This is a genomic window from Rhizobium sp. WW_1 (assembly GCF_003610155.1).
GTDB classification, from domain to species: Bacteria; Pseudomonadota; Alphaproteobacteria; order Rhizobiales; family Rhizobiaceae; genus Rhizobium; species Rhizobium tropici_A.
Genome location: NZ_RAIN01000019.1, coordinates 84,890 through 110,377, shown reverse-complemented (window position 1 = coordinate 110,377; position 25,488 = coordinate 84,890). Strand labels below are relative to the sequence as shown.

The window sequence follows — 25,488 nt, the reverse complement described above, 5'->3', positions numbered from 1 at the left end:
CACCGCCGCTGTAAAAATTCTGACATTTTTCTAAGCCACTGTTTTTAAACAACTATTACAACCGTCAACCAAAATACAGAAGAAACTTACTCAAATTGGGACGAGAAACATTGTTCGAGTGGCAAAATTTTCCACCAAAGGCGGAGTCCAGCCGCCGGCTGCCGAAACGCAGCCTTCCGGATTTCCAAACGACCGATCCGATTCCCGGTCGAATCCATTGCCGCAAGCCTCAGAAAAACCAAGATTTTCCGCCAGGTTTCTGGTATGGTTTAGGCTACATATAAAGGAAGGGAGGAAACAATGCAGACAGCAAGACCGGAAAGCATCATCGAAGTGAGCTTCGACAGCGTCAATGGCCGCCGCGCGCTCGGCATTATGAGCATGCGCCAGGCATTGGACCTGCCCGACCTGCCGAGCTTCAGTTATACCCATCCTGACCCGCAGAAGGCGGCTGCCGGCATCGTCTTGAACCGTCAGGAGCTGCAGAGATTTCTGACCTGCCATTGAGCAGGCAGCCCCGCGCTACTCCCCGATCGCGCGCAATCGCGATTACCTAGTAGGCATGCCTATTTCAGGCCGCTTTTCTCTCCATCATCGTCAGCGGCAACAGGACAACGGCATTCAGCCCACCTCCCTCGCGATCCTCCAGACAGAGAGCACCGCCATGCGCATCGAGAATTTGGCGAACGATCGCGAGGCCTAGGCCGCTGCCGCCGAGATCGCGGTTGCGCGATTCTTCCAGCCGGACGAAGGGTTCGAGCACTTCCTTGCGCCGCTCTGCTGGAATGCCCGGTCCACGATCGCCGACGACGATGGCGCCATGCTCGCCGCGATGCTCGACGGCGATATCGGCGCGACCGCCGTAACGCAGGGCGTTGTCCATGAGATTGTCCAGCACTCGCGCGAAAGCGGTCTCGGTCATCGTCACGGCGAGTGGCTGCCCGATCGGCGCGAAGGCGATGAGGCCATCATCGTCCTGGCGCTCGGCAAGATGGGCATCAATTGCCGCATCGAGATCAATGATGGTCTTGCCCTCCGAGATGACGGTGCTGCGGGCAAAGCCGAGCGCATCCTCCACCAGCCGCTGCATCGCCTCGACATCGGCGATCGCGCGTTCGCGGTGCGGCGTTTCCGGCATCATTTCCATGCGTAGGCGAAAGCGAGTGAGATAGGTCCTCAGATCATGCGAAATCGCGCCGAGAATGAGGGTGCGGTTGCTGACCAGCGCGGCGATGCGCAATTGCATGGCATTGATCGCCTTGATCAGCATGCGCAGCTCGCAGGCGCCTCTTTCAGGAATATGAACCGGCTGCAAGCCATTGCCGATCGAGTTGACCGTTCGCGATAGGCGCGTCAGGGGGCGGGTTTCGCGCGCCACGGCGGCAATGGCGATGACCGCGACCAACATGCCGAGGACGCCGGCGATAAGGCCGACGGGAACACCGTTCAATCGCACCGTCGGCGTATCGGGCAGGTTGAAGACGGCGATCTTGCCGCCGGCAACGCCGATCGAGACTTCCATGATCCTGTCCGGCGCGCCGACGGAGAACCAGCCCTGTGGCTTCTCCGACAGCGAGCGCATGTTGAAGTAGCGATTGCCCAGGGCGATCGCCGCAAATTCGCGGGCCAGCTTGTCTGTGAGTGTCAAGTCCGAAGTCCCGGCTCCATCGCCACCAGCCGGCGCATCGGCAAGGCGGATCGACAGGCCATTGGCGTTCAATGCGCGCACGGCGAGCGGCTGCGCCTCCGGCGGAATGGCATCGAGCAAACGGATCGCCGTCTTGACCTGCATCGCCGGCGACAGTTCCGGATTGAAAGGCGTATCCGGCTTCAGCTGCGCGGCCACGAAGGCCGCGAGCTGGATGACGAACAATGCCGCGGCGACGATCATGATGATGCGGGCGACGAGACCGAGTTTCAGCATGGCTCAGACATCCTTCACGTCCATTGTGAGGAGATAGCCGGCATTGCGCACGGTGGTGATGATATGGGCGCCATCCGGCAGGCAGTGCCCGAGCTTGGTGCGCAGGCGGGAGACCGTGACGTCGATGGTGCGGTCGAACGGATCGGCGCCGCGGCCGCGCGTCCAGTCGAGCAACTGCTCGCGTGACAGCACGCGACGCGGCCTTTCGAGGAAGCAGACCAGCAGATCGAATTCCGCGGTCGTCAGATGCACGACACGCTCCCCCTCCATCTCGATGATCCGGCCATCGAGATCGACGGTCAGGCCGGCGAAGCTCTTGCGCCTTGAGGGGGTCGTGACGTCTTCCGGCCTCTCGGGGCCGGAACGGCGGAGGATGGCACGGATGCGCGCCAGGAGCTCACGCGGATTGAAAGGCTTGCCGAGATAATCGTCGGCGCCCATTTCGAGGCCGAGAATGCGATCGATATCTTCCGTTTTCGCCGTCAGCATGAGGATCGGCACCTTGCTGCGGGCGCGGATGCGGCGGCATGCCGACAGGCCGTCTTCGCCCGGCAGCATCAGATCGAGGATGATCAGGTCGGGAAAGCCCTTGGATAGGATGCGATCCATGGCGGCGGCGCTATCGGCCGCCTGCACCGAAAAACCCTCACGGCTCAGGAACTCCTCAAGGAGCGCCCTAATCTCGCGGTCGTCCTCGACCAGAAGCAGCGATGCGGAAACCATGGCTCTTCCATGCCGGGCGGGAGACGGTTTTGGCAACTGGGAAACGGCCAGCGTTACAAACTGTAACAAATCTCCTCCGTTTTGAAAAATCCCAGCAAAGGAAGCAGCGCAGTTTCTCGGCAAGCACGATCCCTCCGGAGCGAATGGCGACAACCTCGTTGTCGCCTACCCGACCCCATCGCCCGCTCCGGTCCGCGACAGGGCTCGCATCCATGAATGCGAGCCCTGTCTGCCTTTCTAATCTATCTCTTCGACGATGCGATTTGCGTCCGGTCCGCCGCCATGCGAAAGGATTGTCCTTAACCGGCAACCATGTCGGGTCACGACAACAAGCGGATGAGGCAAAACGGTTGAGCCAACGGCAATCACCGCAAAGATCAGGCAGGGCGGCGAGAGGCAGGCAGGAGCAGGAAGGCAAGCGCGTGACCTTGCCGCGCGCGCTTTCCAAGCTCGGCTATTGCTCGCGGACGCAGGCAGAGGCGCTGATTGCTGCCGGCCGTGTGACCGTGGACGGCCGGACAGTGTCGGACCCGGCAAGCTGGGTCGATCTGGAACATTCGAAATTCGCGGTCGACGGAAAGGCAATCGCCGCCGAGAAGAAGCTCTATTTCATGCTGAACAAGCCGCGCGGCCTGGTGACGACCCGCGACGATCCCGAAGGACGCCCGACCGTCTATGACTGCCTCAAGGACGTGGATGCCCGCCATCTTGCTCCCGTCGGACGTCTGGACAAGGCAAGCGAGGGCTTGCTGCTCTTTACCAACGATACGGTGCTGGCACAGGCGCTGCTCGATCCCATCAGCCATGTCGGCAAGACCTATCATGTGCAGGTCGACCGCATCATGGACGAGGAACAGTTTGCGCGCATGGAACGCGGCATCGTTGATGATGGCGAACTGCTGACCGCCAGCTCCGCCCGCCTGCTGCGCAGCGGCGACCGCAACGGCTGGATCGAGGTGGAGTTGAAGGAAGGCCGCAACCGGCAGATCCGGCGCATGCTGGAGGCACTCGATATCGAATGCCTGCGGCTGGTGCGCGTCGCTTTCGGCGATATCGCGCTCGGCGATCTACCGAAGGGCGCGGTGCGAGCCCTGACCGAAGCCGAAGTCCTCGGATTGCACCGGCGCGCGGGAATGAAGGTCAATAGATAGAAGGCGGATTGCAATGCTACCCCATGACTTCTGGCAGGAGCTGCATGCACCCGGCACCTTCGATCCGACGGAGGAGCGCAAGGATTTCCACGTGGCCGCGCTGCCGGACGGGCGTCAATTGCGCCTGCCGATCCGCGTGCTCGCCGACGGCGACCGCGCACTGGCATCGCTGATCGTCAATCAGGCAAGCTTTGCCGTGCTGGAGGCGCTGGCGGAGGCGCTTGCTACTCGGCTCGCCGCTTATGATATCGATGTCGTCGCGGGATTACCGACGCTGGGATTGACGCTGGCAGCCGCGGTGGCGCGGGCCCTCGGCCATGCGCGCTATGTGCCGCTCGGGACTTCCCGCAAATTCTGGTATCGCGAGGAGCTCTCGGTCTCGCTGTCCTCCATCACCACGCCGAACCAGGAGAAGCGTCTTTATATAGACCCGCGGATGCTGCCATTGCTGGAAGGAAAGCGCGTGGCGCTGGTCGACGACGTCATCTCCAGCGGCGCCTCGATCGTTTCCGGGCTTTCACTTCTGACGTCCTGCGGCATCCGGCCCGTCGTGATCGGTGCGGCAATGCTGCAGTCGGAACGCTGGCGAGATAGCGTCGATCTGGAAGGCGGGCAATGGAGCGAGCGGATTGTCGGGGTGCTTTCGACGCCGATCCTGGAGCGGAGCCAAAATGGCGGCTGGCGCCGGCCGAACTGACGCAGTCATTCGACTATTGCGATCGACCGGCAACTGGAGTGCCTCTTAATTATATGTGAAAGGCGTTCCGATTTTCGCGGTAATGCGCTAAGGGTCCGCTCAAGAAGCATCCGTCGGGCGGATGCACGAGCCTGTTGGTGGACGCGTTGCGAATTCTCTCCGAAGCCCATTTTCCGGAATTGCCCAATTACTATCGCGGCAAGGTGCGCGAGAATTATGATCTGCCCGACGGCAGCCGTATCATCATCAGCACCGACCGGTTGAGCGCCTTCGACCGCATCCTGACCTGCATTCCCTATAAGGGCCAGGTGCTGACGCAGACGGCTCGCTATTGGTTCGAACAAACGCGCGATATCTGCCCCAACCATGTGATCGACTATCCCGACCCGAACGTCGTCGTCGGCAAGCGATTGAACATCCTGCCCGTCGAGGTCGTCGTCCGCGGCTATCTCGCCGGCACCACCGGCACGTCCATTCTGACGCTCTATAAGAAAGGCCAGCGCGAGATGTACGGCATCACGCTGCCGGACGGCATGCGCGACAACCAGATCCTGCCGGAGCCGATCATCACACCGACGAGCAAGGAATTCGATGGCGGCCACGACGCGCCGCTGACGCCGGCCGAGATTGTCGAGCGCGGGCTTTTGACCGAGGCGCAATGGCAAACACTCACGGGTTACGCCCTTGCCCTGTTCGCCCGCGGGCAGGAGATTGCCCGTAGGCGCGGACTCATCCTGGTCGATACCAAGTATGAATTCGGCACCGACGAAAACGGCGAGATCATCCTGGCCGACGAAATCCATACTCCCGACAGCAGCCGTTATTGGCTGGCCGACAGCTATCAGGATCGTTTCGACAGGGGTGCGCGACCCGAAAGCTTCGACAAGGATTTCGTGCGCGCCTGGGTCACCGAACGCTGCGATCCCTATAAGGATGAGATCCCCGAGATCCCGAGCGAACTTGTCGAGGAGACGTCCAAGGTCTATATCCGCGCCTACGAAGCGATCACCGGCATGTCTTTCGTGCCGGATGATCGTGGCGCCACGCCACTTGACCGGGTTCGCGCAAGCCTGGCCCGCTATTTCCCCTAGAGACCGTCCGAACGGACGTTTGGTCTGCCGGAACCTGCCGAGCGGCGCCTGAGGGTTGCATGCGATATCGATTCGCAAGGGCTCCACACCTTCTGGTGGTGTGGACAAGGGTATGTTTTTTGCAACACCTTAGATTTTTTTTTAACGGCACACTGATATTTCGGCCGATCCCACATATGTTCGCAGCCGAGAAATCGTAAAAGCCACTGTGCTATTGCAAAACTCATTGCTAGATTGACGCCGACCGCTTCGGGTCATTGTTTGTATTGCGTAAGAACTGGAGCGCCGACACATGGGGTCATTTCGATCCCGAAAAAACACTGATCAGTAAATTGAATTGTGGGACAATGTGATGGTTTCCATTCGTACTGCCGCCCCCGCCCTGCTGCTTGTTTTGGCAGGTTGCGTGAGCGGCCCAGACCATAAGCCACCGGAAATGCCGCTCCCGGCCAAGTTCTCGGAGGGCGGTACGAAGGCGAACGGCGATGTCGCCGGCTCGCAATGGTGGACTGCTTTCGGCGATTCCAAGCTGAATGCCTTCGCCGCACAGGGACTTGCCCAGAACCTTAACATCCAGCAGACGCTGGAGCGCATCAATCAGGCGGAAGCCGCCGTCGTAACCGCAGGTGCTGGTGGCCTCCCAAGCCTCACCGTCAGCGGCAGCAATACGACCAGCGATCAGACCGGAACCAGGTCGCTTTCTCCGACCGGACACCAAAATGTAACCACCGGCACTGCCTCGGCTTCCTGGCTGCTCGACCTGTGGGGCCAGTATCGCCGGGCGCGCGAAAGCGCCAATGCCTCGCTCGATGTCGCCTATTCCAACGTCGACGTCCAGCGCCTGGCCCTTTTGTCGGATCTCGCAAATAGCTACGTCAACGCCCGCTATTACCAGGCACTGATTTCGATCGCTCAGGAAAACCTGAAGTCGCGGCGCGACACGCTTGCACTGACGAAGTTCCAGCTCGACGCCGGTGCGGCATCCCGCCTCGACGTGGTTCAGGCCGAAGGCCTCGTCAACCAGACGCTGGCCCTGGTCCCCGGCTATGAAATCAGCTACCGCCAGCAGGTGCATCATATCGCAACGCTGCTGAACGTACCTTCGGCAACGATCATCGCGCAGATGCAGCGCGGTGGCAGCCAGCCGGTGTTCCGTGGCAGCGTCCGCACCGGCGTTCCCGCCGACCTGATCCGCAACCGTCCGGACATTCGCGTTGCAGAACGCACTCTCGCTGCCTCGACGGCTCAGATCGGCGTGGCGGAAGCCAAGCTGTACCCGTCAATCACGCTCAGCGGCTCGATTTCGCCGTCCTATGTCAGCACCCACGCAGCAAACGGTGGCCTGACGAGCTGGTCGTTCGGTCCGTCGCTGAACCTGCCGATCTTCGATGGCGGCGCCCTGCGCGCCGGCGTCAAGAGTGCGGAATCGACGAGCCGCGAAAACTATCTCGCCTGGCAGCAGACGGTACGCACGGCCATCGAAGACGTTGAAAACGCACTGTCGGCCGTCAGCCGCGACGCACAGACGGTTGCCGCACAGCGGGCTCAGGTCAAGTCCTACCAGGAAGCCCTGCAGCTCTCGACTGCAAGCTACAAGGACGGCGCATCCTCGCTGCTCGATGTTCTCGACGCACAGCGCAACGTGACGGCTGCCCAGCAGAGCCTGGTTCAGGCCATTCAGCAGAGCGCCCTCGACTATATCTCGCTGAACATCAACATCGGCGCAGGCTATGTGCCGGCGAGCAAGGCGACCATCGCTGCGGCTCCGGCCAAGGTCGTCAAGGTTTCGGCCAAGAAGGCGAACTGACGATCCCGCCTGCTCCGGCGGGTGCATTGCTTGACATCAGAGACCGCTGCAGCCATCTGCGGCGGTCTTTCCTTTTGGTGCGGAATTGCTGAAAATGAAAATGGCGCGCTCCGCTTTCGCAAGGAGCACGCCATCGCCAAAAACAAAAAGGCCGGAATAATCCGGCCTTTCGCCATCCGCCTTCGCATCAGTGCCAGTACATCCGTGGTCAAAGGCAAGGGCGGAACTGCAGCCAGATTGATCATGAAAGGTTAACGAAGAGTTAACGCCACTTCCATGTCATCGACGGATAAAACGGCTCGCTTGCCAGCGCGCCAGCACCCATCGGCTGCATGACTGAAGCGTATATCGGCGTGCAAGGTGGCAATTTCAAGGCCACCTCTCCAGTTTTTTCGAATAGGCTTTTGGCGCGGCCGATGCCATCGCGACAGCAATGCCTGCAAAGCTAAGTAAGCCTTACCGAAGATCCAGCAGAGTTTGAGCATTCCACGACACCGTTCAAGCTGCATTCATGCAGATACTTCTACAACACATGCAAAGATTGAAGAGGCGTCACGAAATCCTATCAGATTCCGTGCATGGGCAGGCCTTTATCTTGCCGAAATTGGAAAGTCTTACCGAATGGCGCCGGGGTAGGCGCACGATAGCGGAACTGGCACCGGACGGCGACTTCGCGGCGAAGGTGCGCAAAGGGAGAATAGTCTATGAAGTTCAAGATTCTTGCGGCGGGCATTCTGGCAGCCCTCGTCGTGCTGCCGGCCATCGCCGAAGCCGCGGAAGGCTTTGCCACTGCAAATGTCAACATGCGCTCAGGCCCGAGCACCGCCTATCCGGCGGTGACGATGATTCCCGTCGGCGTGCCGCTGCAGATCAACGGCTGCCTCAACGAGACGCCCTGGTGCGATGTCTCCTTCTATGGCGGCCGCGGATGGGTTGCCGGCCGTTACATCCAGGCGACCTACCAGTCGCGCCGCATCTATGTCGGCCCGCAATATTATCGTCCACTCGGCATCCCGACGGTGGTCTTCAACATCGACGACTATTGGGGCCGCTACTATCGGGGCCGCGACTTCTATCGCGACCGCGACCGCTGGCGCCGTGGCCCGGGCTGGGTCGATCGCCGGCCAGACAGCGGCTGGGATCGCAATCCTCCCGGATGGGATAACGGCCCGGATCGCAATTGGGACCGCCGTCCCGACCGTAACCGCGATTGGGATCGCGGTTCGGACTGGAACAATAGACCGGACCGCAACTGGGATCGCCGCCCTGATGACCGGGATCGCGACTGGAACAGGCAGCGCGACGGCAATCGCAATGGTAACGGCGATTGGGGCCGCCAGCGGCCGGACAACAATCAGGATTGGGGCAACCGCCCGGATCGCCAGCGCGACAACAATCGGCCAGACAACAATCGCCCGGACAATCGTCAGCGCCCCGAACCGCAACGGCCGCCTCAGGCACAGCCACAGCCGCAACCGCAACCGCAACCGCAGAATAACCCGCGGCCGAATGCCGGCACGCCGGGACCTTACAGCCCTGACCACAGGGACCCATGCCCGGCATCGGAACCGAATTGCCGGATGTCCGTCCGAGGCTCGAACCGGTAACGGCATGCCTCAGATCCAGAAAAAGCCAGCGACCCTAAAAGTCGCTGGCTTTTTTCAATGAAACGATGCGCTGTTTCGAAAAACACCCGCGTTTCGCGCCATGCGGCAGCGTGGGGATTAATCGGTCTCGCAGAAGGGTGCTGCAGGTTCAAATACTCTGTCCCTTGCGCCGCTTTCGCCGGCTGGCAAGATCGGAACGGTCGAACGACTATGGGATTGCCGCTGCGCGTCAATGCATCTTCAGATGCGCTTCCCGCGTCGCCGAGATGAACATTTCCCGCGCCTCTTCGGCCGACCTGCGGCCGTCAATGGCAGCCCGGCACAGGCTTCTCGCCGCCACATAGAGCGGGCCACGCCGGTCGGGCCAGAGATTGGCCATGCAATTCAAGGCCTCGGAAGGACCCGTGACGACTTGAAACGTATCTTGAGCAAATCCGATCTCGATTGGATTGCTCCATTTGATGTGTCGCATGAACACTCCTCCTCACGCGCTACCAATTGCTTGGAACTGTCCTCCAAGACAGCCACATGACAGTACTATAACCTCGATCAGAGCATTCGAAAATATGGAAGATTGCGTGCATTACGCGAAGTATCGCCGCAGCCCATGCCGCAGGCTTCGCCCGCTGAATCGAGCAAGACTGCATCTTGAAGTATGACGAAAACGGGTGTGGTTGCGGATATTCGCAGGCGTGCGGGCAATCTACTTGTCACGGGCGATCCGCCGTGCTTCGTCCGGGGAAAAACCGGCGCGGCGCGCGAGCCTTTCAAGACCGAATATCCGGTCGATCTGGTCGACCAGCCACAGTTCGAAATGTTTCCACATTGGCATAGCCTCCTCCGCTGCAAACCCTTCCGGCGCAGCAGCCGACAATGAATATCGCGCCCGGCCTGCCAATTTCCGCCCAGCTAAAACTGTCAGCGAAACTGGGGCGGCCGCTGCGCGTTGGAGAGCAGTTCCTGCTTCGTTGCGAAGTCGCCAAACAGCTTCTTCAGCCGGGCTTCCTCCTCCTTACAAATCCGGTGGCGCCGGGCGAAATCCTCGACGCTCCAGACCTCGCGCAACTTGCTCTGGTCAACTTCCTCTATCTTCAAAAATGAACTCATCTGTTCGCCCTCCTTCTTCTTATGAGGAGATAATGCCCAGAATAGCGAAAAGTTCCCCGAAGTACGCCTGCCGGATGTGCTGGGACGCACCGACATTGCGGATCGGAATGTTCTTAATTCCTCCTTAAATCGCCGCATTTACAGTTCAGGCGGGACTTGATGTCTTCACGAAGGTCCTTGAACCAATGGCGGGTTGCTCCGCCTCGAAAGCCGGCATCGGTTTTCGGGGTACCATGTCGGCCCGGGACGGCCGAGCGGGCTCAAAGATTCCTACCGCTATCGTGATCAGCCTGCTAGAAGACATGGAAACACTGGGCACCGAGGTACGACCGGCCGGCAATGGCAGATAAAAAGAAATCACGCCAGAGGATAGAACCATCCTTTTCCAGCGGCCGGGAACGCACTGACGACGGATTCAATGCCGGCGAACGCATCGTTGCAAACAGGCGTTCAGCGAAGAAATATTACGAAGAGCCTGAACCGGACGAAGACGAGGATGAAGACGACGAGGATGAGCCCGTGGTCGAGAAGCCTCGCCGCACCCGGAGCCGCCGCAAGCCCGCGCGCCGTGCCCGCCCGCGGCGCGGCTTCTTCGGCTTCATCCGTTCGACGATCTACTGGGGTCTGGTGCTCTGCCTCTGGGCCGGCATCGGGCTTGCGGGCCTTGTCGTCTATTACGGCTCCCGCATGCCGAGCGCCAGCACCTGGTCGATCCCCGAGCGGCCGCCGAACGTCAAGATCAACGACCTTGGCGGAACGCTGATCGCCAATCGCGGCACGACTGGCGGCGAGGCCGTGGCGCTCAGCGACATGTCGCCCTACATTCCCGAGGCGATCATCGCCATCGAGGACCGTCGCTTCTATTCGCATTTCGGCTTCGATCCGATCGGCCTTGCGCGAGCCGTCGTGACGAATGTGGTGACCGGCCACGCCGTTCAGGGCGGCTCGACGCTGACGCAGCAGCTCGCCAAGAACCTGTTCCTGTCGCCGGACCGCACGCTGGAACGCAAGGTGCAGGAAGTGCTGCTGGCGCTGTGGCTTGAGCACAAGTACACCAAGGACCAGATCCTGACGATGTATCTGAACCGGGTCTATTTCGGCTCGAACGCCTATGGCGTCGAAGCGGCATCGCGGCGCTACTTCAACAAGTCCGCCAAGGACGTCAATCTCGGCGAGGCAGCCATGCTCGCCGGCCTGGTCAAGGCGCCCTCGCGGCTGTCGCCCGCCCGCGATCCTGCCGCCGCCGAGGCGCGCGCGCAATTGGTGCTGCAGGCCATGCGCGAACAGGGCTTCATTTCGGAATCCGACGTCAAGACGGCGATGTCGCAGCCGCCGACGCGATCCAAGAGCTATTGGAGCGGTGCGGAGAACTATGTTGCCGACATGGTCATGGATCAGCTCCCCAAATTGATCGGCGGCGACGTCAAGGAAGACCTGATCGTCGACACCACGCTCGACATGTCGCTGGAGGAAAAAGCCGAGAAGGCACTGAGCGACGTGCTCGAAAAGGATGGCAAGAAACTGAACGCCTCGCAGGCCTCGCTCGTATCAGTCGATGCGACGGGCGCCATCCGGGCGCTGGTCGGCGGCCGCGACTACGCGCAGAGCCAGTTCAACCGCGCCGTCACCGCCAAGCGTCAGCCGGGCTCGGCCTTCAAGCCGTTCGTCTATACCGCAGCGCTCGAAATGGGGCTGACGCCCAATTCGATCCGCAACGACATGCCGGTCAAGATCGGCAATTGGGCGCCTGAAAATTACGAACAGCGCTATAGCGGCCCCGTGACGCTTGCAACTGCAATCGCCAAATCGCTGAACACGGTTGCCGCGCAGCTTGTCACCGAGGTCGGGCCGGATCAGGTCATCAAGGTTGCCCACAGGCTCGGCATCGAATCGGACCTGCAGTCCAACGCCTCGATCGCGCTCGGCACCTCCGAAGTGTCGCTGCTGGAACTCACCTCCGCCTATGCTACCTTCATGAACGGTGGCTACAAGGTGGCGCCGCATGTCATCACCAAGGTGACGACCGCTTCCGGCAAGGTGCTCTATCAGGCCAATACCGACAATCCGCAGCGGGTGCTGAACCCGGATATCGTCACCAACATGAACGCCATGATGGCAGGCGTCATCGCCTACGGTACAGGCAAGTCGGCGCGCATCCCCGGCTGGCAGGCGGCCGGCAAATCGGGCACGACACAATCCTTCCGCGATGCGCTGTTTGTCGGTTTTACCAGCCACCTCACCACGGGCGTCTGGTTCGGCAATGACGACGGCAAGTCGATGCGCAAGGTGACCGGCGGCGGGCTGCCGGCCAGGGCATGGAAGGAATTCATGATCGCCGCCCACAAGGGCATCACGCCGACGCCGATCTTCGGTGGCGGCCAGATCATCGACAACGGCCTGCCGATGGCGCAGACGGCGCCGAACGGCGACCAGCCGACGACGATCGGCAACATCATCTCCGGCGTCGCCGACGGCGGACAACCGATGCAGCAGCCGACCCTGCAGCAAAGACCGTCGCAGCAGCCGGTCCAGCCGCAGATCGTCAACCAGGCTTCCGCCAACGACGACCCGCAGGACCTGCCGCCGGCAAACCTTGCCGACGATACGAATCCCTACAGCTCGAACCCCTATGACAACAGCGATATTCCGCCGGCCGATGTCGGCGACAATGGTGCTCCCGCCGCAAGCCCGCGGCCGCATCGCTCGTCGCTGCTCGACGTCATCCTCGGCCGATAAGATCGCAATTTTTGCGCCGCAGCGCTGCGCGTCCTATAGGGCTCGTTACGGCGGGATGCCGAAAAGTGTGAGCGGTTTTCGGACGACATACTGCTCTCACTTTTTGATTTGGAGACGGATTCATATTTCGGGTCGATTTGACCTGAAATCATCCGGCTCCAAGGTCGCCGTGGCGCTTTAGATCTGCTGGATGATTTTATCCCTAAATCGATCCCGATTTAAGGAATTATGCAGTAGACGCTTGCATGGTCGCGGCAAGGCTGCTCTGATACGCGGTCGCGTCAAATCCGCCTGTCCCCGGCGCATATGGGACCGCGTGGAATTTGGACGACAAACCATTTGTTTTGCTGGATTTCAGGCCATTTCCTGCCTTGCAGTCAGTAAAACCGCTACTTATATACGCGGCATCACCGCAGTCATGGCTGCGCAATCCTCAAGACCATCCCGTAAGGGGCTGTCAATGGAATGCCTGACAGGGGTTCCGACAGCTTGCTTCAAGGAGAGAATGACATGGCAAAAGTAATTGGTATCGACCTTGGAACGACAAATTCCTGCGTCGCCGTCATGGACGGTAAGGACGCGAAAGTGATCGAGAATGCCGAAGGCGCCCGGACGACCCCCTCCATGGTTGCCTTCACCGACGACGGCGAACGTCTCGTCGGCCAGCCGGCCAAGCGCCAGGCTGTGACGAACCCCACGAATACCCTCTTCGCTGTCAAGCGCCTCATCGGCCGCCGCTACGAAGATCCGACCGTCGAGAAGGACAAGCACCTTGTTCCTTTTAACATCGTCAAGGGTGACAATGGCGACGCCTGGGTAGAAGCGCAGGGCAAGGGCTATTCGCCCGCACAAGTTTCCGCAATGATCCTTCAGAAGATGAAGGAAACCGCCGAATCCTATCTCGGCGAAAAGGTCGACAAGGCCGTTATCACCGTTCCCGCATACTTCAACGACGCTCAGCGCCAGGCAACCAAGGATGCCGGCAAGATCGCCGGTCTTGAAGTCCTGCGCATCATCAACGAGCCGACGGCTGCAGCCCTTGCTTACGGCCTCGACAAGAAGGACGGCAAGACCATCGCCGTTTACGACCTTGGCGGCGGCACCTTCGATATCTCCATCCTCGAAATCGGCGATGGCGTCTTCGAAGTGAAGTCGACCAACGGCGACACCTTCCTCGGCGGTGAAGACTTCGACATGCGCCTCGTCGAATACCTCGTTGCCGAGTTCAAGAAGGACAACGGCATCGACCTCAAGGGCGACAAGCTTGCCCTGCAGCGCCTCAAGGAAGCTGCCGAAAAGGCCAAGATCGAGCTTTCTTCCGCACAACAGACCGAAATCAACCTGCCCTTCATCACGGCAGACGCGACCGGCCCGAAGCACCTGACGCTGAAGCTGACCCGCGCCAAGCTCGAAAGCCTGGTCGACGATCTCGTCCAGCGCACCATCGCTCCGTGCAAGGCAGCCCTCAAGGATGCCGGCGTTACCGCCGCTGAAATCGACGAAGTCGTTCTCGTCGGCGGCATGAGCCGCATGCCGAAGGTACAGGAAGTCGTCAAGCAGCTGTTCGGCAAGGAGCCGCACAAGGGCGTCAACCCGGATGAAGTCGTCGCTCTCGGCGCCGCCATCCAGGCCGGCGTTCTGCAGGGCGACGTCAAGGACGTTCTGCTCCTCGACGTGACCCCGCTGTCTCTCGGCATCGAAACGCTCGGCGGGGTCTTCACCCGTCTGATCGAACGCAACACGACGATCCCGACGAAGAAGTCGCAGACCTTCTCGACCGCCGACGACAACCAGTCGGCCGTGACCATCCGCGTCTCGCAGGGCGAGCGCGAAATGGCTGCCGACAACAAGCTGCTCGGCCAGTTCGACCTCGTCGGCCTGCCGCCGGCACCGCGCGGCGTGCCGCAGATCGAAGTCACCTTCGATATCGACGCCAACGGCATTGTTCAGGTTTCGGCCAAGGACAAGGGCACCGGCAAGGAACAGCAGATCCGCATCCAGGCCTCCGGTGGTCTTTCCGACGCCGACATTGAAAAGATGGTCAAGGATGCCGAAGCCCATGCTGCGGAAGACAAGAAGCGCCGCGAGGGTGTCGAAGCCAAGAACCAGGCTGAAAGCCTGATCCACTCCAGCGAGAAGTCGCTGAAGGACTACGGCGACAAGGTCACGGAAGCCGACCGCACCGCGATCTCCGACGCGATCGCAGCGCTGAAGACGGCAACCGAAGCTTCCGAGCCGGACGCCGAAGACATCAAGGCCAAGACCCAGACGCTTATGGAAGTTTCCATGAAGCTCGGCCAGGCGATCTATGAGTCGCAGCAGGCGGAAGCCGGTTCCGGCGACGCCTCGGCAGCCGGCAAGGACGATGTCGTCGATGCCGACTACGAGGAAATCAAGGACGAAGGCGACCACAAGCGGTCTGCATAAGCGCGAACCGAAAGGTTCAGGAAACTTAGATCCGGCTGCCTCATGGCAGCCGGAAATCCATTTCCGGGGTTCTAATCCTTAATATGGCAAAAGCGGATTTTTACGAGACATTGGGCGTCTCAAAGACGGCGGACGAGAAAGAGCTGAAAAGCGCCTTTCGCAAGCTGGCAATGCAATATCATCCGGACAAGAATCCGAATGACAGTAATGCCGAGCGGAAGTTCAAGGAAATCAACGAGGCATACGAAACGCTCAAGGACCCGCAAAAGCGCGCTGCCTATGACCGCTACGGCCACGCTGCTTTCGAGCACGGCGGCGGTGGCGGCTTCGGAGCCGGTTTCGGCGGCGGCGGCTTCTCCGATATTTTCGAGGATATTTTCGGCGAGATGATGGGTGGCGGTCGCTCGCGCGGACGCTCCTCCGGCGGTCGCGAACGCGGCGCCGATCTTCGCTACAATATGGAAATTTCGCTGGAGGAAGCCTTCAGCGGCAAAACGGCGCAGATCCGGGTTCCGACCTCGATCACCTGCGACGTCTGTTCCGGCTCCGGCGCCAAGCCGGGCACGCAGCCGAAGACCTGCGGCACCTGCCAGGGCTCCGGCCGTGTGCGCGCCGCGCAGGGTTTCTTCTCCGTGGAACGCACCTGCCCGACCTGTCATGGCCGCGGTCAGATTATCCCCGATCCCTGCACCAAGTGTCATGGCCAGGGCCGTGTGACCGAGGAGCGTTCGCTCTCCGTCAACATCCCCGCCGGCATCGAAGACGGTACACGCATCCGCCTGCAGGGCGAAGGCGAAGCCGGCGTGCGCGGCGGCCCATCGGGCGACCTCTACATCTTCCTTTCAGTCAAGCCGCATGAGTTCTTCCAGCGCGACGGCGCCGACCTCTATTGCGCCGTGCCGATCTCGATGACGACTGCGGCGCTCGGCGGCACCTTCGATGTCGCGACGCTCGACGGCACCAAGTCGCGCGTTTCTGTTCCGGAGGGAACGCAGGTCGGCAAGCAGTTCCGCCTGAAGGGCAAGGGCATGCCGGTGCTGCGCTCCAGCCAGGTCGGCGATCTCTATATCCAGATCCAGATCGAGACGCCGCAGAAGCTGACCAAGCGCCAGCGCGAGCTGCTGCAGGAATTCGAGCAGATCTCTTCGAAGGACAACAATCCCGAATCGACGGGCTTCTTCGCCCGGATGAAGGATTTCTTCGATACGTTCAGCGACTGAGCAGCGAATCAAAAATGTTTCACATGAATCCGGCCGATGATTCGGCCGGATTTTTTGTTTCAGCGAACGAATCACGCGTCTGCTTGCGAATCAGCCCCAGGTGAGCGGATCGAGCCGGAGATAGAAGGCGAGACGCTCGCGATCCGGTTCCGCGATCCCCAGGGTCTCGAACAGGATCGCAAACGCCCGCTCGCCCTGTTCCGGTGCCGCCCAGCTCTCCTCGGCATTGGCAATCATCAGCGAGAGATCGACATAGCGATCCGCCTTGCCGACACGGCCGAAGTCGATCAGCCCGGTACATTGCAGGCTATGCGGATCGACCATGAAGTTCGGCATGCAGGCATCGCCATGGCAGAGAACTCTATCTGCCGCCTCCTGCGCGAATCGGAGAGGCAGATCGCGCTCGACGCGATCAAGCAATTCACGGGCCGGCTTACCCCGATCCTCCGGCGGCAGGAAATCCCGGTTCACGGCATCGCACGAGACCACATCCGCTGCTCGCGCAAACATCAGCGACAGGCGGCGATTAAAGGGGCATTGATCGGCCGGCAGCTCATGAAGTGATTTCAATTGCCGCGCCATCGATGGCCATGCCTTCAGCAAGGCGTCTCCATCCAGATCGACCGCCGGGATGCCGCGGATTGCCGTCATGGTGAGACACGCCCCTTCCTCAACATCGCGCCAGTCGATGACTTCAGGGACGGAAATACCCCTGCCCTGCAGCCAAAGCAGCCGGTCGCGTTCACCGGCGAGATCTGCCGATCGGTCTGACGACGCAATTTTCGCATAAGCGAGGCCGTCTTCGCGGCGATAGACGAGATCGCCCGATTCGCCCGATTTAACCGGCGTCCAATCGAAACGCGTATGCGCAAGCAGTGTTTTTGCAGAATCCAATAGATGCCTCCTCATCCCAAAATCTCTCCGAGCATGGCGATATAGGGAGTGCTGTACGCCAATACCAACCGTTGCAGGATTCAAACCACGAGGTGGCGACTCAGATTGTTTTGCACAGACCCCGGCGATGATTCGGCCGGACTTTTGTTGGAAGAGCGATTCACCCGCCCTCTTGGTTCGAGACGGCCCTACGGGCCTCCTCACCATGAGGGCTGATCCTCTCGTCGTGCCCATAACTTCCCCCAGAAGCGCAGTTCGCTCCACCCTCATCCTGAGCCCGTCGAAGGACGAGGGTGGCCCCGGCGGCGCTTCATTCGATTGGCATCGCGAACAATCGGTAAAATCCTTGCACTGGAGCGGTGTTCGGCATACCCCTCGCCCCATCGACCAAGAATCCCAAGGGCCTATGCCGAACAAGGTTTTCATCTCGCGCCTGAAGCTGACCGACTTCCGCAACTATGCGGCGGCGGCGCTGACGCTTGATGAACGGCATGTGGTCCTGACCGGCGACAATGGCGCAGGCAAGACCAATCTCATGGAGGCGGTCTCGCTGCTGTCTCCCGGCCGCGGGCTGCGCCGCGCCGCCTACACCGATGTCACCCGCGTCAATGCATCAGGCGGATTCTCGATCTTCACCGAACTCGAAGGCATGGATGGCGCCGTCGAAATCGGCACCGGCATCGATGCGACGGACGAATCGACCGCCCGCAAGCTGCGAATCAATGGCACGCCGGCCAAGACCGTCGACGAACTCACAGACCATTTGCGCGTTCTCTGGCTGACGCCGGCCATGGACGGGCTGTTTACCGGCGGCTCCTCCGAGCGCCGCCGTTTCCTCGATCGATTGGTGCTGTCGCTCGACCCCGCGCATGGCCGCCGGGCCAGCGATTTCGAGCGCGCCATGCGCAGCCGCAACAAACTTTTGTCGGATGGCCGGTTCGATCCATCCTGGCTCGGCGGTATCGAACAGCAGATGGCAAGCCTCGGTATCGCCATGGCGATCGCGCGGCAGGAAATGCTCGGCCTTCTCTCCCGGCTGATTGCCGACACACACGAGACGACGCCATTCCCCTCGGCGGCCCTTGAACTTTCCGGCTTCCTCGACGGACAGTTCGATCGGCCCGCCGTCGATCTGGAAGACGCCTATGCCGACATGCTGCGCGAGGGGCGCTACCGTGACTCCGCCGCCGGCCGCACGCTGGACGGACCTCACCGGGCCGATCTTCTCGTACGGCACCGCGAAAAGGACATGGAGGCGGAGCGCTGCTCCACGGGCGAACAGAAGGCGCTTCTCGTCGGCCTCATCCTTGCCCATGCGCGCCTCGTCGGCAACCTGACGGGCTATGCGCCGATCCTGCTGCTTGACGAGATCGCCGCGCATCTCGACGAGGGACGTCGCGCGGCGCTCTTCGACCTTATCGACGGGCTCGGCGGCCAGGCCTTCATGACCGGCACGGACAAATCCATGTTCTCGGCCCTTGGCGAACGCGCGCAATTCTTTACCGTGGCGCATGGCGGCATTACGAAATCCTAGCGCCTCCTTGCCGGCGATTGTGCTAGACTTCAGCACATGGACCCTTTGAGCTCAGACGAAATCGGCCGCTATCACCGCCATATCCTCTTGCCGGAGGTCGGCGGCGCCGGCCAGCAAAAGTTGAAGGCGGCGCGCGTTCTCGTCATCGGCGCCGGCGGCCTTGGCGCACCCGTGCTGCAATATCTCGCCGCCGCCGGTGTCGGCACGCTCGGCATTGCCGATGACGACCGCGTTTCGCTATCCAACCTGCAGCGGCAGGTGATTCACGACACGGGTACGATCGGCGAAATGAAGACGCAGAGCGCGGCGGACGCGATCGCGCGGCTTAACCCGCATGTGCGGGTCATCCGTTTCGAAGAACGATTTAGTGCTGATAGCGCTGCGCGGCACCTCGCCGGTTTCGATCTCGTCATCGATGGCTCCGACAATTTCGACACGCGCTATGCGGCTGCCGATGCGACCGAGGCGGCGCGCCTGCCGCTGGTGACCGGCGCTGTCGGCCGCTTCGACGGGTCCGTGACGACACTGAAGCCTTACGAAAGCGACGTGGAGGGCAATCCCAATCCACGCTATCGCGATCTTTTCCCCGCCCCGCCGCCGGAAGGTCTCATCCCCAGTTGCGCGGAGGCGGGCATTATCGGCGCCCTGACTGGTGTCATCGGCACGCTGATGGCGATGGAGGCAATCAAGCTCATCACCGGCATCGGTGAGCCGCTGATCGGCCGGCTGCTCCTCTATGACGGGCTTTCCGCACGCTTCGAAACCGTGCGCTATCGCCGCAAACGCCCTCGGGTCGCGGCGGAATGAACCAAATCGCGCTTCGCCGTATCGATGAGGGCTTTGGCCGCTGGGATGCGTTGCTGGATCTCATCCTGACATCCTTCGCTTACATGAATGGCCGCATCGATCCGCCCTCCTCTGCGTTGGCGCTGACGGCGGAGACTTTAAAGACCAAGGCGATCGACGAGATCGCATACATTGCAGTTGAGGGCGAGCAGCTGGTCGGCTGCATTTTCTGCCGACCAGAGGCGGAAAGCCTTTATGTCGGCAAGCTCGCTGTGCTGCCGGCGGCGCAGGGCCGGGGTATCGGCAAACGTCTGCTTGTCTTGGCAGAGGCGGCCGCACGGGATCTCGGCCTCAAGGACCTGCGGCTGGAGACACGGATCGAGCTCATCGACAATCACGCCACCTTCGCCGCCTGGGGCTTTCAAAAAACAGCCGAAAATCGCCATGCCGGCTTCGATCGGACGACATCGATCGAGATGCGCAAGGCGATCGCCTAGCGCATCCTTCGCTATGGGGTCGGATTCTTACGCCTCGCGCGGCGGAATGCGGGTGATTCGAGCGCCCAGTGCATTCAGTCGTTCCTCGATGCGCTCGTAACCGCGCTCGATCTGCTGGGCGTTGTTGATGACGCTCGTGCCCTCGGCGCACATCGCCGCAATCAGCATCGCCATGCCGGCGCGGATATCAGGGCTTTCAAGCTGTGCGGCGCGCAGCTTCGAAGGGCCGGCGACGATGGCGCGGTGCGGATCACACAGAACGATGCGGGCGCCCATGGCGATCAGCTTGTCGACGAAGAACATCCGACTTTCGAACATTTTCTCGAACATCAGCACGACGCCGTCGCATTGCGAGGCGGTGACGATGGCGATCGACATCGTGTCGGCCGGAAAAGCCGGCCATGGCTGATCCTCGATCTTCGGAATATGACCACCGAAATCGGGCTGGATCTTCATCTCCTGACCGGAGCGGATGATAAGATCGTCGCCATCGATCTGGCAGCGGATGCCGAGGCGCTCAAAGGTCATCAGGGTCGAGCGCAGATGCTCGACCCCCGCCCTGCGGATGGTGATCTCCGAACCGGTGACGGCGGCAAGGCCGATCAGCGAACCGACTTCATTGTGATCGGGGCCGATACGGTGCGATGCGCCGCCGAGCCGCTGACCGCCGTGGATCGTCATCATGTTGGTGCCGACCCCCTCGATGCGTGCGCCCATGGCAATGAGGAAGCGCGCAAGATCCTGAACATGCGGCTCAGAGGCGCAATTGCGCAGGATCGTCGTTCCCTCAGCGAAGACGGCGGCGCAAAGCGCGTTTTCCGTTGCCGTCACCGAGGGTTCGTCGAGGAAGACATCGGCGCCACGCAGCCCTTCGGTGCGGAAGCTGTAGACACTGTTGACCTCGATCCTGGTGCCGAGCTGCTCCAGCGCCAAGAAGTGTGTATCGACGCGCCGGCGGCCGATAACATCGCCACCCGGCGGCGGCAAGGTGATCTCGCCGCAGCGCGCCAGCATCGGGCCGGCAAGCAGAATGGAGGCGCGGATGCGGGCGCAGAGATCGGGATCGAGATTGGCCGGATGAAGCTCGCGCGCCTCGATTTCGAGCTCGTTGCGGCCGAGCCAACGAACTTTCGCGCCGACCGACTGGATCAACTCCACCAGCGCCTCGACATCGCGAATGCGCGGCACGTTGCTGAGCTCGACGCGCTGGTCGGTCAGAAGCGATGCGGCGATAATCGGCAATGCGGCATTCTTGTTGCCGCTCGGTTCGATCTCGCCCGACAGCTTGAAGCCGCCCTCGACCACATATTGAATCCGCTCATGCGGCAGCGCCCGCGCCATCGTTTCCGCCCTTCCTGATTTGTGTTTGCCGTCACCTCTGGGCCGGCTTTGTGACATGCACATGACCGGCCGGAGGCAATAAAGATCAAATTTGAAGCGGGCGTCGTCCGCTTCGCTTTGGCTGGAGAATCAGCGATTCGCTTATCGGAACGGCAGCACGCGATTGGGCGGACGATGGCCGTCGATGAAAGTGCGGATGTTGATGATGACCTTGTCGCCCATGTCGATACGGCCCTCGAGCGTGGCCGAACTCATATGCGGCAGGATCACCACCTTGCCCTCATTGGCGAGCTTCACCAGCTTCGGATTGACTGATGGTTCGTTCTCGAACACGTCAAGGCCGGCGCCGGCGATCTTTCCCTCGCGCAGGATCTTGATCAGCGCGGCCTCGTCGATGACGTCGCCGCGCGCCGTGTTGACGATGTAGCTCGTCGGCTGTAGCAGCGCCAGGCGACGGGCCGAGATCAGATGGTAGGTCGCCGGCGTCGACGGGCAATTGACCGAGACGATGTCGACGCGGGCGAGCATCTGGTCGAGGCTGTCCCAATAGGTCGCCTCCAGCTCGTCCTCGGTCGCCGGATTGACCCGCTTGCGATTGTGATAATGGATCGAGAGGCCGAACGCCTTGGCGCGGCGGGCAACCGCAGTGCCGATGCGCCCCATGCCGACGATGCCGATTCGTTTGCCGTGGATGCGGCGACCGAGCATCCAGGTGGGCGACCAGCCCGCCCATTCGCCGGGATTGTCGGTCAGCACGCGCGCACCTTCCGCCAGCCGACGCGGCACGGCGAGGATGAGCGCCATGGTCATGTCGGCGGTATCTTCGGTCAGCACGTTCGGCGTATTGGTGACGGTGATTCCGCGGCGGGCCGCAGCCTCGACATCGATGTGATCCGTGCCGTTGGAGAAGCTGGCGATCAGCTTCATCTGCGGGCCAGCCTCGTCGATCACCTCGGCATCGATCCGGTCGGTAACGGTCGGCACAAGCACGTCGGCCACCCGAATCGCCTGGATCAGCTCAGACTTTGTGCGCGGGCGATCATCGATGTTGAGCTCGGCATCGAAGAGCTCGCGCATCCGCGTCTCCACCGCGTCGGGCAGTTTGCGCGTGACGTAGACCTTCGGTTTTTTCTTCGTCGTCATGGCGAGCGGCGATGCCTTGTTCAGATGTTCTTAACCAAGAAGCGGGATAATTTTCCCGTTCCGGGCATTTCTACCAGACCCGCAGGCGAAGACAAATAAAACTCGCTGACGCGATCCGGGGATTTGCCGCCCACCGGAGCGAAAGGTTGCCTAAACGGCGCCTTTGTCATGACGAACGAACGGAAATCCCCATGCGTGGCAAAGCATTGAAGTCCTGCGCCATTTTCGCAATCGGCCTGATGCTGGCCGCCGGTACGGCCGATCTTGCCGCCGCGCAGGCTGCCAAGGGGCCGAGCGGCCTGCCGCTGCCGCGCTTCGTCACGCTGAAGTCGAAGCGGGTCAATCTGCGCATCGGGCCCAGCTCCGACTATGCGGTATCGTGGCTCTATCTCAAGCAGGGCCTGCCGGTCGAGATCATCCAGGAATATGATAACTGGCGGCGCGTGCGCGATGCCGACGGCACGGAAGGCTGGGTCAACCAGTCGCTGCTGTCGGGTCAGCGTTCGGCCATCGCTGCGCCGTGGATGAAGGGCAAGGGCAAGGCCGTCTTCGTCAACATGCGTCGCGAATCGCAGCCATCCTCCGCCGTCATCGCCAAGCTTCAGCCCGGCGTGATGATGAGCGTCAAGGAATGCACCGGCGACTGGTGCCTCGTTACCGCCGACGGCACCGAGGGATGGGTGGCGCAATCCGAGATCTGGGGCGCATACCCCGGCGAAGCCTTCAAATAACGAAACCCGACCGCACCACGACGTCAGCAACAGCGCGACTTTTCCCACGCAATGCTGTATCCGGAATCGGACAAGGAGACCGGCGATTTTGGGCTATGTGCTGGGTGTATTCGGGGTTGCCATCGTCATGTTCGCCTCGACGAACATAGACGACATCTTCGTTCTTCTCGGATTCTTCGCAGACCCGAAGTTCCGCGCGAAGCAGATCGTCATCGGGCAATATCTCGGCATAGGCATTCTTTACGGCATCAGCGTCGTTGCCTCGCTCCTCGTTCTCGTCATTCCCGCCGCCTATATCGGTCTGCTTGGCTTTGCGCCGATCTATTTCGGCCTCAGGAGGCTCTGGGAACTCTGGAACGGCATCGAGACGGGCGACAATCCGGAAGATCATGAGAAAGCCTCGGCGGGGCATGGCAACATCGTGGCCGTCACGCTGGTAACGCTCGCCAATGGCGGCGACAATCTCAGCGTCTACACACCCATCTTCGCCACGCGCTCGATCTATGAAATCCTGACCATGGGCTGCATCTTCGCGGTGCTCACCGCGATCTGGCTCGGCGCGGCGCATTCCCTCGTCAATCATCCGACCTTGGGAGCGCCCATTCGGCGCTACGGGCACAGGATCGTGCCATTCGTTCTGATCGTGCTCGGCATCCTCATCCTGCATGAGGCCGAAACAATAACGCTCTTCTGGCGCTAGGGGATTGGCGCCAGCGTCAAAAAGCAAAAGCCGCCCGGCATTTCACGGCGGGCGGCTTTCGCAATCACGAAAAATGGTCCCGATCAGAGAAGCCCGAATTCCTTTGCCGCGTCCGAGAGCGACCGCATCGGCCGCGGGCCGATCTGTTCGATGACGATGGCGGCGGCGAGATTGCCGAGCTTGGCGCAATCTTCCAGGCCGCGGCCCTGCGTATAGCCGAACAGGAAGCCAGCGGCGAAAAGATCGCCTGCACCGGTCGTGTCGACGCGCTCCTCGATCGGATGGGCGTCGACGACATAGCGTTCGTCGCCGCGCACGATCACCGCGCCATCCTTGCCCGTCGTCACGGCGGCGATCTTGCAATCGGCCGAAATCAGTTTCAATGCCTTGTCGAAGTCGTCGGTCTCATAGAGCGAGAGGGCTTCATCGCGATTGGCGAAGACGATATCGATAGTGCCCGAGCGCATGAGATCGAGGAATTCGTCGCGGTAGCGGCCGACGCAGAAGCTGTCGGAGAGCGTCATCGACATTTCCCGGCCGTGGGCATGGGCGATGCGGGCGCATTCGCGGATGGCTTCCTTGGCGCGGGGCGGGTCCCAGAGATAGCCTTCGAAATAGGTCACCTTGGCATCGGCAACGACATCTTCCTCGACGTCCTCAGGGCCAAGCTCGACGCAGGCGCCGAGATAGGTGTTCATCGAACGCTCGCCGTCCTCGGTGACGAAGATCATCGAGCGGGCGGTCGGCGGAAAGGTGCCCTTCGCCTTGGTCTCGTAATGCACGCCCTGAGCGCGGATATCATGGGCGAAGATCTCGCCGAGCTGATCTTCGGCGACCTTGCCGAAATAAGCGGCCTTACCGCCGAAATTCGCGACGCCTGCAGCCGTATTGCCGGCACTGCCGCCCGAGGCTTCCAGAGCCGGTCCCATACGCGAATAGAGAAGCTCGGCGCGCTCGGCGTCGATCAGGTTCATCGCGGCCTTGGTGATCTTGTTGTCGATCAGGAACTGATCATTGCAACGGGCGATAATGTCGACGATGGCGTTGCCAACGGTCAATACATCGAAACGAGTCATCTATAGGAGGGTCCCGGAATTGGTGATAGCCGGTATCCGGTAATATCGGTTTTTCCGAAGTTTGGAAGAAAAAACAGCGCCAGCGCGACCAACTTCGTTCCATTCAGTCATTTCGCTGTCACTTTCTATCTTTAAATGCTTATCAAGCGGCTGGGATGGGAAGCTCGAAATACTTCCGAGCCAGTCTGGGAAGGAATGATACCTTCCGCCTCACCGGTACGCGGGCCGACCACGGATGAACTGGCGGCATGTGCACCGGGGGGATCTTCCGGCGAGATCGGACACACAAGCGGGCA

General features: G+C 61.1%; 24 protein-coding genes. 15 read left to right on the top strand and 9 right to left on the bottom strand.

Annotated features, from left to right (window positions below; all coding sequences use genetic code 11):
- The first annotated feature begins 300 nt into the window (after window positions 1-300).
- Window positions 301-507 (top strand): hypothetical protein, encoded by a 207-nt coding sequence (locus BJ928_RS32780; RefSeq protein WP_047635723.1) that lies wholly within the window; start codon window positions 301-303, stop codon window positions 505-507.
- A 64-nt stretch (window positions 508-571) separates the two neighbouring features.
- Here the strand turns inward: BJ928_RS32780 and BJ928_RS32775 are convergent, their stop codons facing one another.
- Both BJ928_RS32775 and BJ928_RS32770 read right to left on the bottom strand, forming a co-directional pair.
- Window positions 572-1,924, bottom strand: coding sequence for an ATP-binding protein (locus BJ928_RS32775; RefSeq protein WP_047635724.1), 1,353 nt, complete (start codon window positions 1,922-1,924; stop codon window positions 572-574).
- A gap of 3 nt (window positions 1,925-1,927) precedes the next feature.
- A complete protein-coding gene (locus tag BJ928_RS32770; RefSeq protein ID WP_047635725.1) occupies window positions 1,928-2,647 on the bottom strand; it encodes a response regulator in 720 nt (239 codons plus the stop codon).
- 422 nt (window positions 2,648-3,069) lie between these two features.
- Here BJ928_RS32770 and BJ928_RS32765 point away from each other — a divergent pair, with 422 nt between their 5' ends.
- The 6 genes from BJ928_RS32765 (at window position 3,070) to BJ928_RS32740 (ending at window position 9,000) form a co-directional block, all read left to right on the top strand.
- The gene (locus BJ928_RS32765; protein ID WP_245432654.1) at window positions 3,070-3,798 is read left to right on the top strand and encodes a pseudouridine synthase; all 729 of its coding nucleotides are present in this window, start codon (window positions 3,070-3,072) and stop codon (window positions 3,796-3,798) included.
- 13 nt (window positions 3,799-3,811) lie between these two features.
- Window positions 3,812-4,495: a phosphoribosyltransferase gene (locus BJ928_RS32760; protein WP_047635727.1), complete on the top strand. Its 684-nt coding sequence runs from the start codon at window positions 3,812-3,814 to the stop codon at window positions 4,493-4,495.
- Between the two features lie 146 nt (window positions 4,496-4,641).
- A complete protein-coding gene (locus BJ928_RS32755; protein ID WP_047635816.1) occupies window positions 4,642-5,586 on the top strand; it encodes a phosphoribosylaminoimidazolesuccinocarboxamide synthase in 945 nt (314 codons plus the stop codon).
- Window positions 5,587-5,938: 352 nt separating this feature from the next.
- Entirely contained in the window at window positions 5,939-7,393 is a 1,455-nt protein-coding gene (locus BJ928_RS32750) for an efflux transporter outer membrane subunit (RefSeq protein ID WP_047635817.1), read from the top strand.
- Window positions 7,394-7,423: 30 nt separating this feature from the next.
- Complete coding sequence (locus BJ928_RS32745; protein ID WP_047635728.1) at window positions 7,424-7,648, top strand: hypothetical protein; 225 nt, start codon at window positions 7,424-7,426, stop codon at window positions 7,646-7,648.
- 449 nt (window positions 7,649-8,097) lie between these two features.
- On the top strand, window positions 8,098-9,000 hold the full coding sequence (locus BJ928_RS32740; protein ID WP_047635729.1) for an SH3 domain-containing protein: 903 nt from the start codon (window positions 8,098-8,100) through the stop codon (window positions 8,998-9,000).
- A gap of 229 nt (window positions 9,001-9,229) precedes the next feature.
- Here the strand turns inward: BJ928_RS32740 and BJ928_RS32735 are convergent, their stop codons facing one another.
- The 3 genes from BJ928_RS32735 to BJ928_RS39505 all read right to left on the bottom strand — a co-directional run bounded on the left by BJ928_RS32735 (window position 9,230) and on the right by BJ928_RS39505 (window position 10,107).
- A complete protein-coding gene (locus tag BJ928_RS32735) occupies window positions 9,230-9,472 on the bottom strand; it encodes a DUF982 domain-containing protein (protein ID WP_047635730.1) in 243 nt (80 codons plus the stop codon).
- 231 nt (window positions 9,473-9,703) lie between these two features.
- Window positions 9,704-9,826, bottom strand: a complete 123-nt coding sequence (locus BJ928_RS39765; RefSeq protein WP_281024163.1) for a hypothetical protein — start codon at window positions 9,824-9,826, stop codon at window positions 9,704-9,706.
- Window positions 9,827-9,918: 92 nt separating this feature from the next.
- On the bottom strand, window positions 9,919-10,107 hold the full coding sequence (locus tag BJ928_RS39505; protein WP_047635731.1) for a hypothetical protein: 189 nt from the start codon (window positions 10,105-10,107) through the stop codon (window positions 9,919-9,921).
- 339 nt (window positions 10,108-10,446) lie between these two features.
- Between BJ928_RS39505 and BJ928_RS32725 the strand changes: the two genes are divergently transcribed.
- The 3 genes from BJ928_RS32725 (at window position 10,447) to dnaJ (ending at window position 16,490) form a co-directional block, all read left to right on the top strand.
- A complete protein-coding gene (locus BJ928_RS32725) occupies window positions 10,447-12,843 on the top strand; it encodes a transglycosylase domain-containing protein (protein ID WP_047635732.1) in 2,397 nt (798 codons plus the stop codon).
- 510 nt (window positions 12,844-13,353) lie between these two features.
- Window positions 13,354-15,270: a molecular chaperone DnaK gene (gene dnaK / locus BJ928_RS32720; RefSeq protein ID WP_047635733.1), complete on the top strand. Its 1,917-nt coding sequence runs from the start codon at window positions 13,354-13,356 to the stop codon at window positions 15,268-15,270.
- 83 nt (window positions 15,271-15,353) lie between these two features.
- The gene (gene dnaJ, locus BJ928_RS32715) at window positions 15,354-16,490 is read left to right on the top strand and encodes a molecular chaperone DnaJ (RefSeq protein WP_047635734.1); all 1,137 of its coding nucleotides are present in this window, start codon (window positions 15,354-15,356) and stop codon (window positions 16,488-16,490) included.
- Between the two features lie 90 nt (window positions 16,491-16,580).
- Here the strand turns inward: dnaJ and BJ928_RS32710 are convergent, their stop codons facing one another.
- Complete coding sequence (locus tag BJ928_RS32710; protein ID WP_245432653.1) at window positions 16,581-17,384, bottom strand: APH(3'') family aminoglycoside O-phosphotransferase; 804 nt, start codon at window positions 17,382-17,384, stop codon at window positions 16,581-16,583.
- Between the two features lie 406 nt (window positions 17,385-17,790).
- Between BJ928_RS32710 and recF the strand changes: the two genes are divergently transcribed.
- The 3 genes from recF to BJ928_RS32695 are packed head-to-tail and all read left to right on the top strand — an operon-like array spanning window position 17,791 to window position 20,201.
- On the top strand, window positions 17,791-18,918 hold the full coding sequence (gene recF / locus BJ928_RS32705) for a DNA replication/repair protein RecF (RefSeq protein ID WP_047635735.1): 1,128 nt from the start codon (window positions 17,791-17,793) through the stop codon (window positions 18,916-18,918).
- Window positions 18,919-18,954: 36 nt separating this feature from the next.
- Complete coding sequence (locus BJ928_RS32700; RefSeq protein WP_047635736.1) at window positions 18,955-19,725, top strand: molybdopterin-synthase adenylyltransferase MoeB; 771 nt, start codon at window positions 18,955-18,957, stop codon at window positions 19,723-19,725.
- Window positions 19,726-19,730: 5 nt separating this feature from the next.
- Window positions 19,731-20,201, top strand: a complete 471-nt coding sequence (locus tag BJ928_RS32695; protein WP_183079486.1) for a GNAT family N-acetyltransferase — start codon at window positions 19,731-19,733, stop codon at window positions 20,199-20,201.
- Between the two features lie 27 nt (window positions 20,202-20,228).
- Here BJ928_RS32695 and murA read toward each other — a convergent pair whose 3' ends face one another.
- Window positions 20,229-21,542: a UDP-N-acetylglucosamine 1-carboxyvinyltransferase gene (murA, locus tag BJ928_RS32690; protein ID WP_047635738.1), complete on the bottom strand. Its 1,314-nt coding sequence runs from the start codon at window positions 21,540-21,542 to the stop codon at window positions 20,229-20,231.
- Window positions 21,543-21,683: 141 nt separating this feature from the next.
- Window positions 21,684-22,685 carry a D-glycerate dehydrogenase gene (locus BJ928_RS32685; RefSeq protein ID WP_047635739.1) on the bottom strand — a complete coding sequence of 334 codons (1,002 nt, stop codon included), beginning with the start codon at window positions 22,683-22,685 and terminating at the stop codon, window positions 21,684-21,686.
- A 191-nt stretch (window positions 22,686-22,876) separates the two neighbouring features.
- On the opposite strand from BJ928_RS32685, the gene BJ928_RS32680 reads away from it, so the two are divergent.
- Window positions 22,877-23,416: an SH3 domain-containing protein gene (locus BJ928_RS32680; protein WP_047635740.1), complete on the top strand. Its 540-nt coding sequence runs from the start codon at window positions 22,877-22,879 to the stop codon at window positions 23,414-23,416.
- Window positions 23,417-23,513: 97 nt separating this feature from the next.
- The gene (locus BJ928_RS32675) at window positions 23,514-24,116 is read left to right on the top strand and encodes a cadmium resistance transporter (RefSeq protein WP_245432655.1); all 603 of its coding nucleotides are present in this window, start codon (window positions 23,514-23,516) and stop codon (window positions 24,114-24,116) included.
- Between the two features lie 83 nt (window positions 24,117-24,199).
- Here the strand turns inward: BJ928_RS32675 and BJ928_RS32670 are convergent, their stop codons facing one another.
- Entirely contained in the window at window positions 24,200-25,192 is a 993-nt protein-coding gene (locus BJ928_RS32670) for an adenosine kinase (protein ID WP_047635742.1), read from the bottom strand.
- Window positions 25,193-25,488 lie beyond the last annotated feature (296 nt).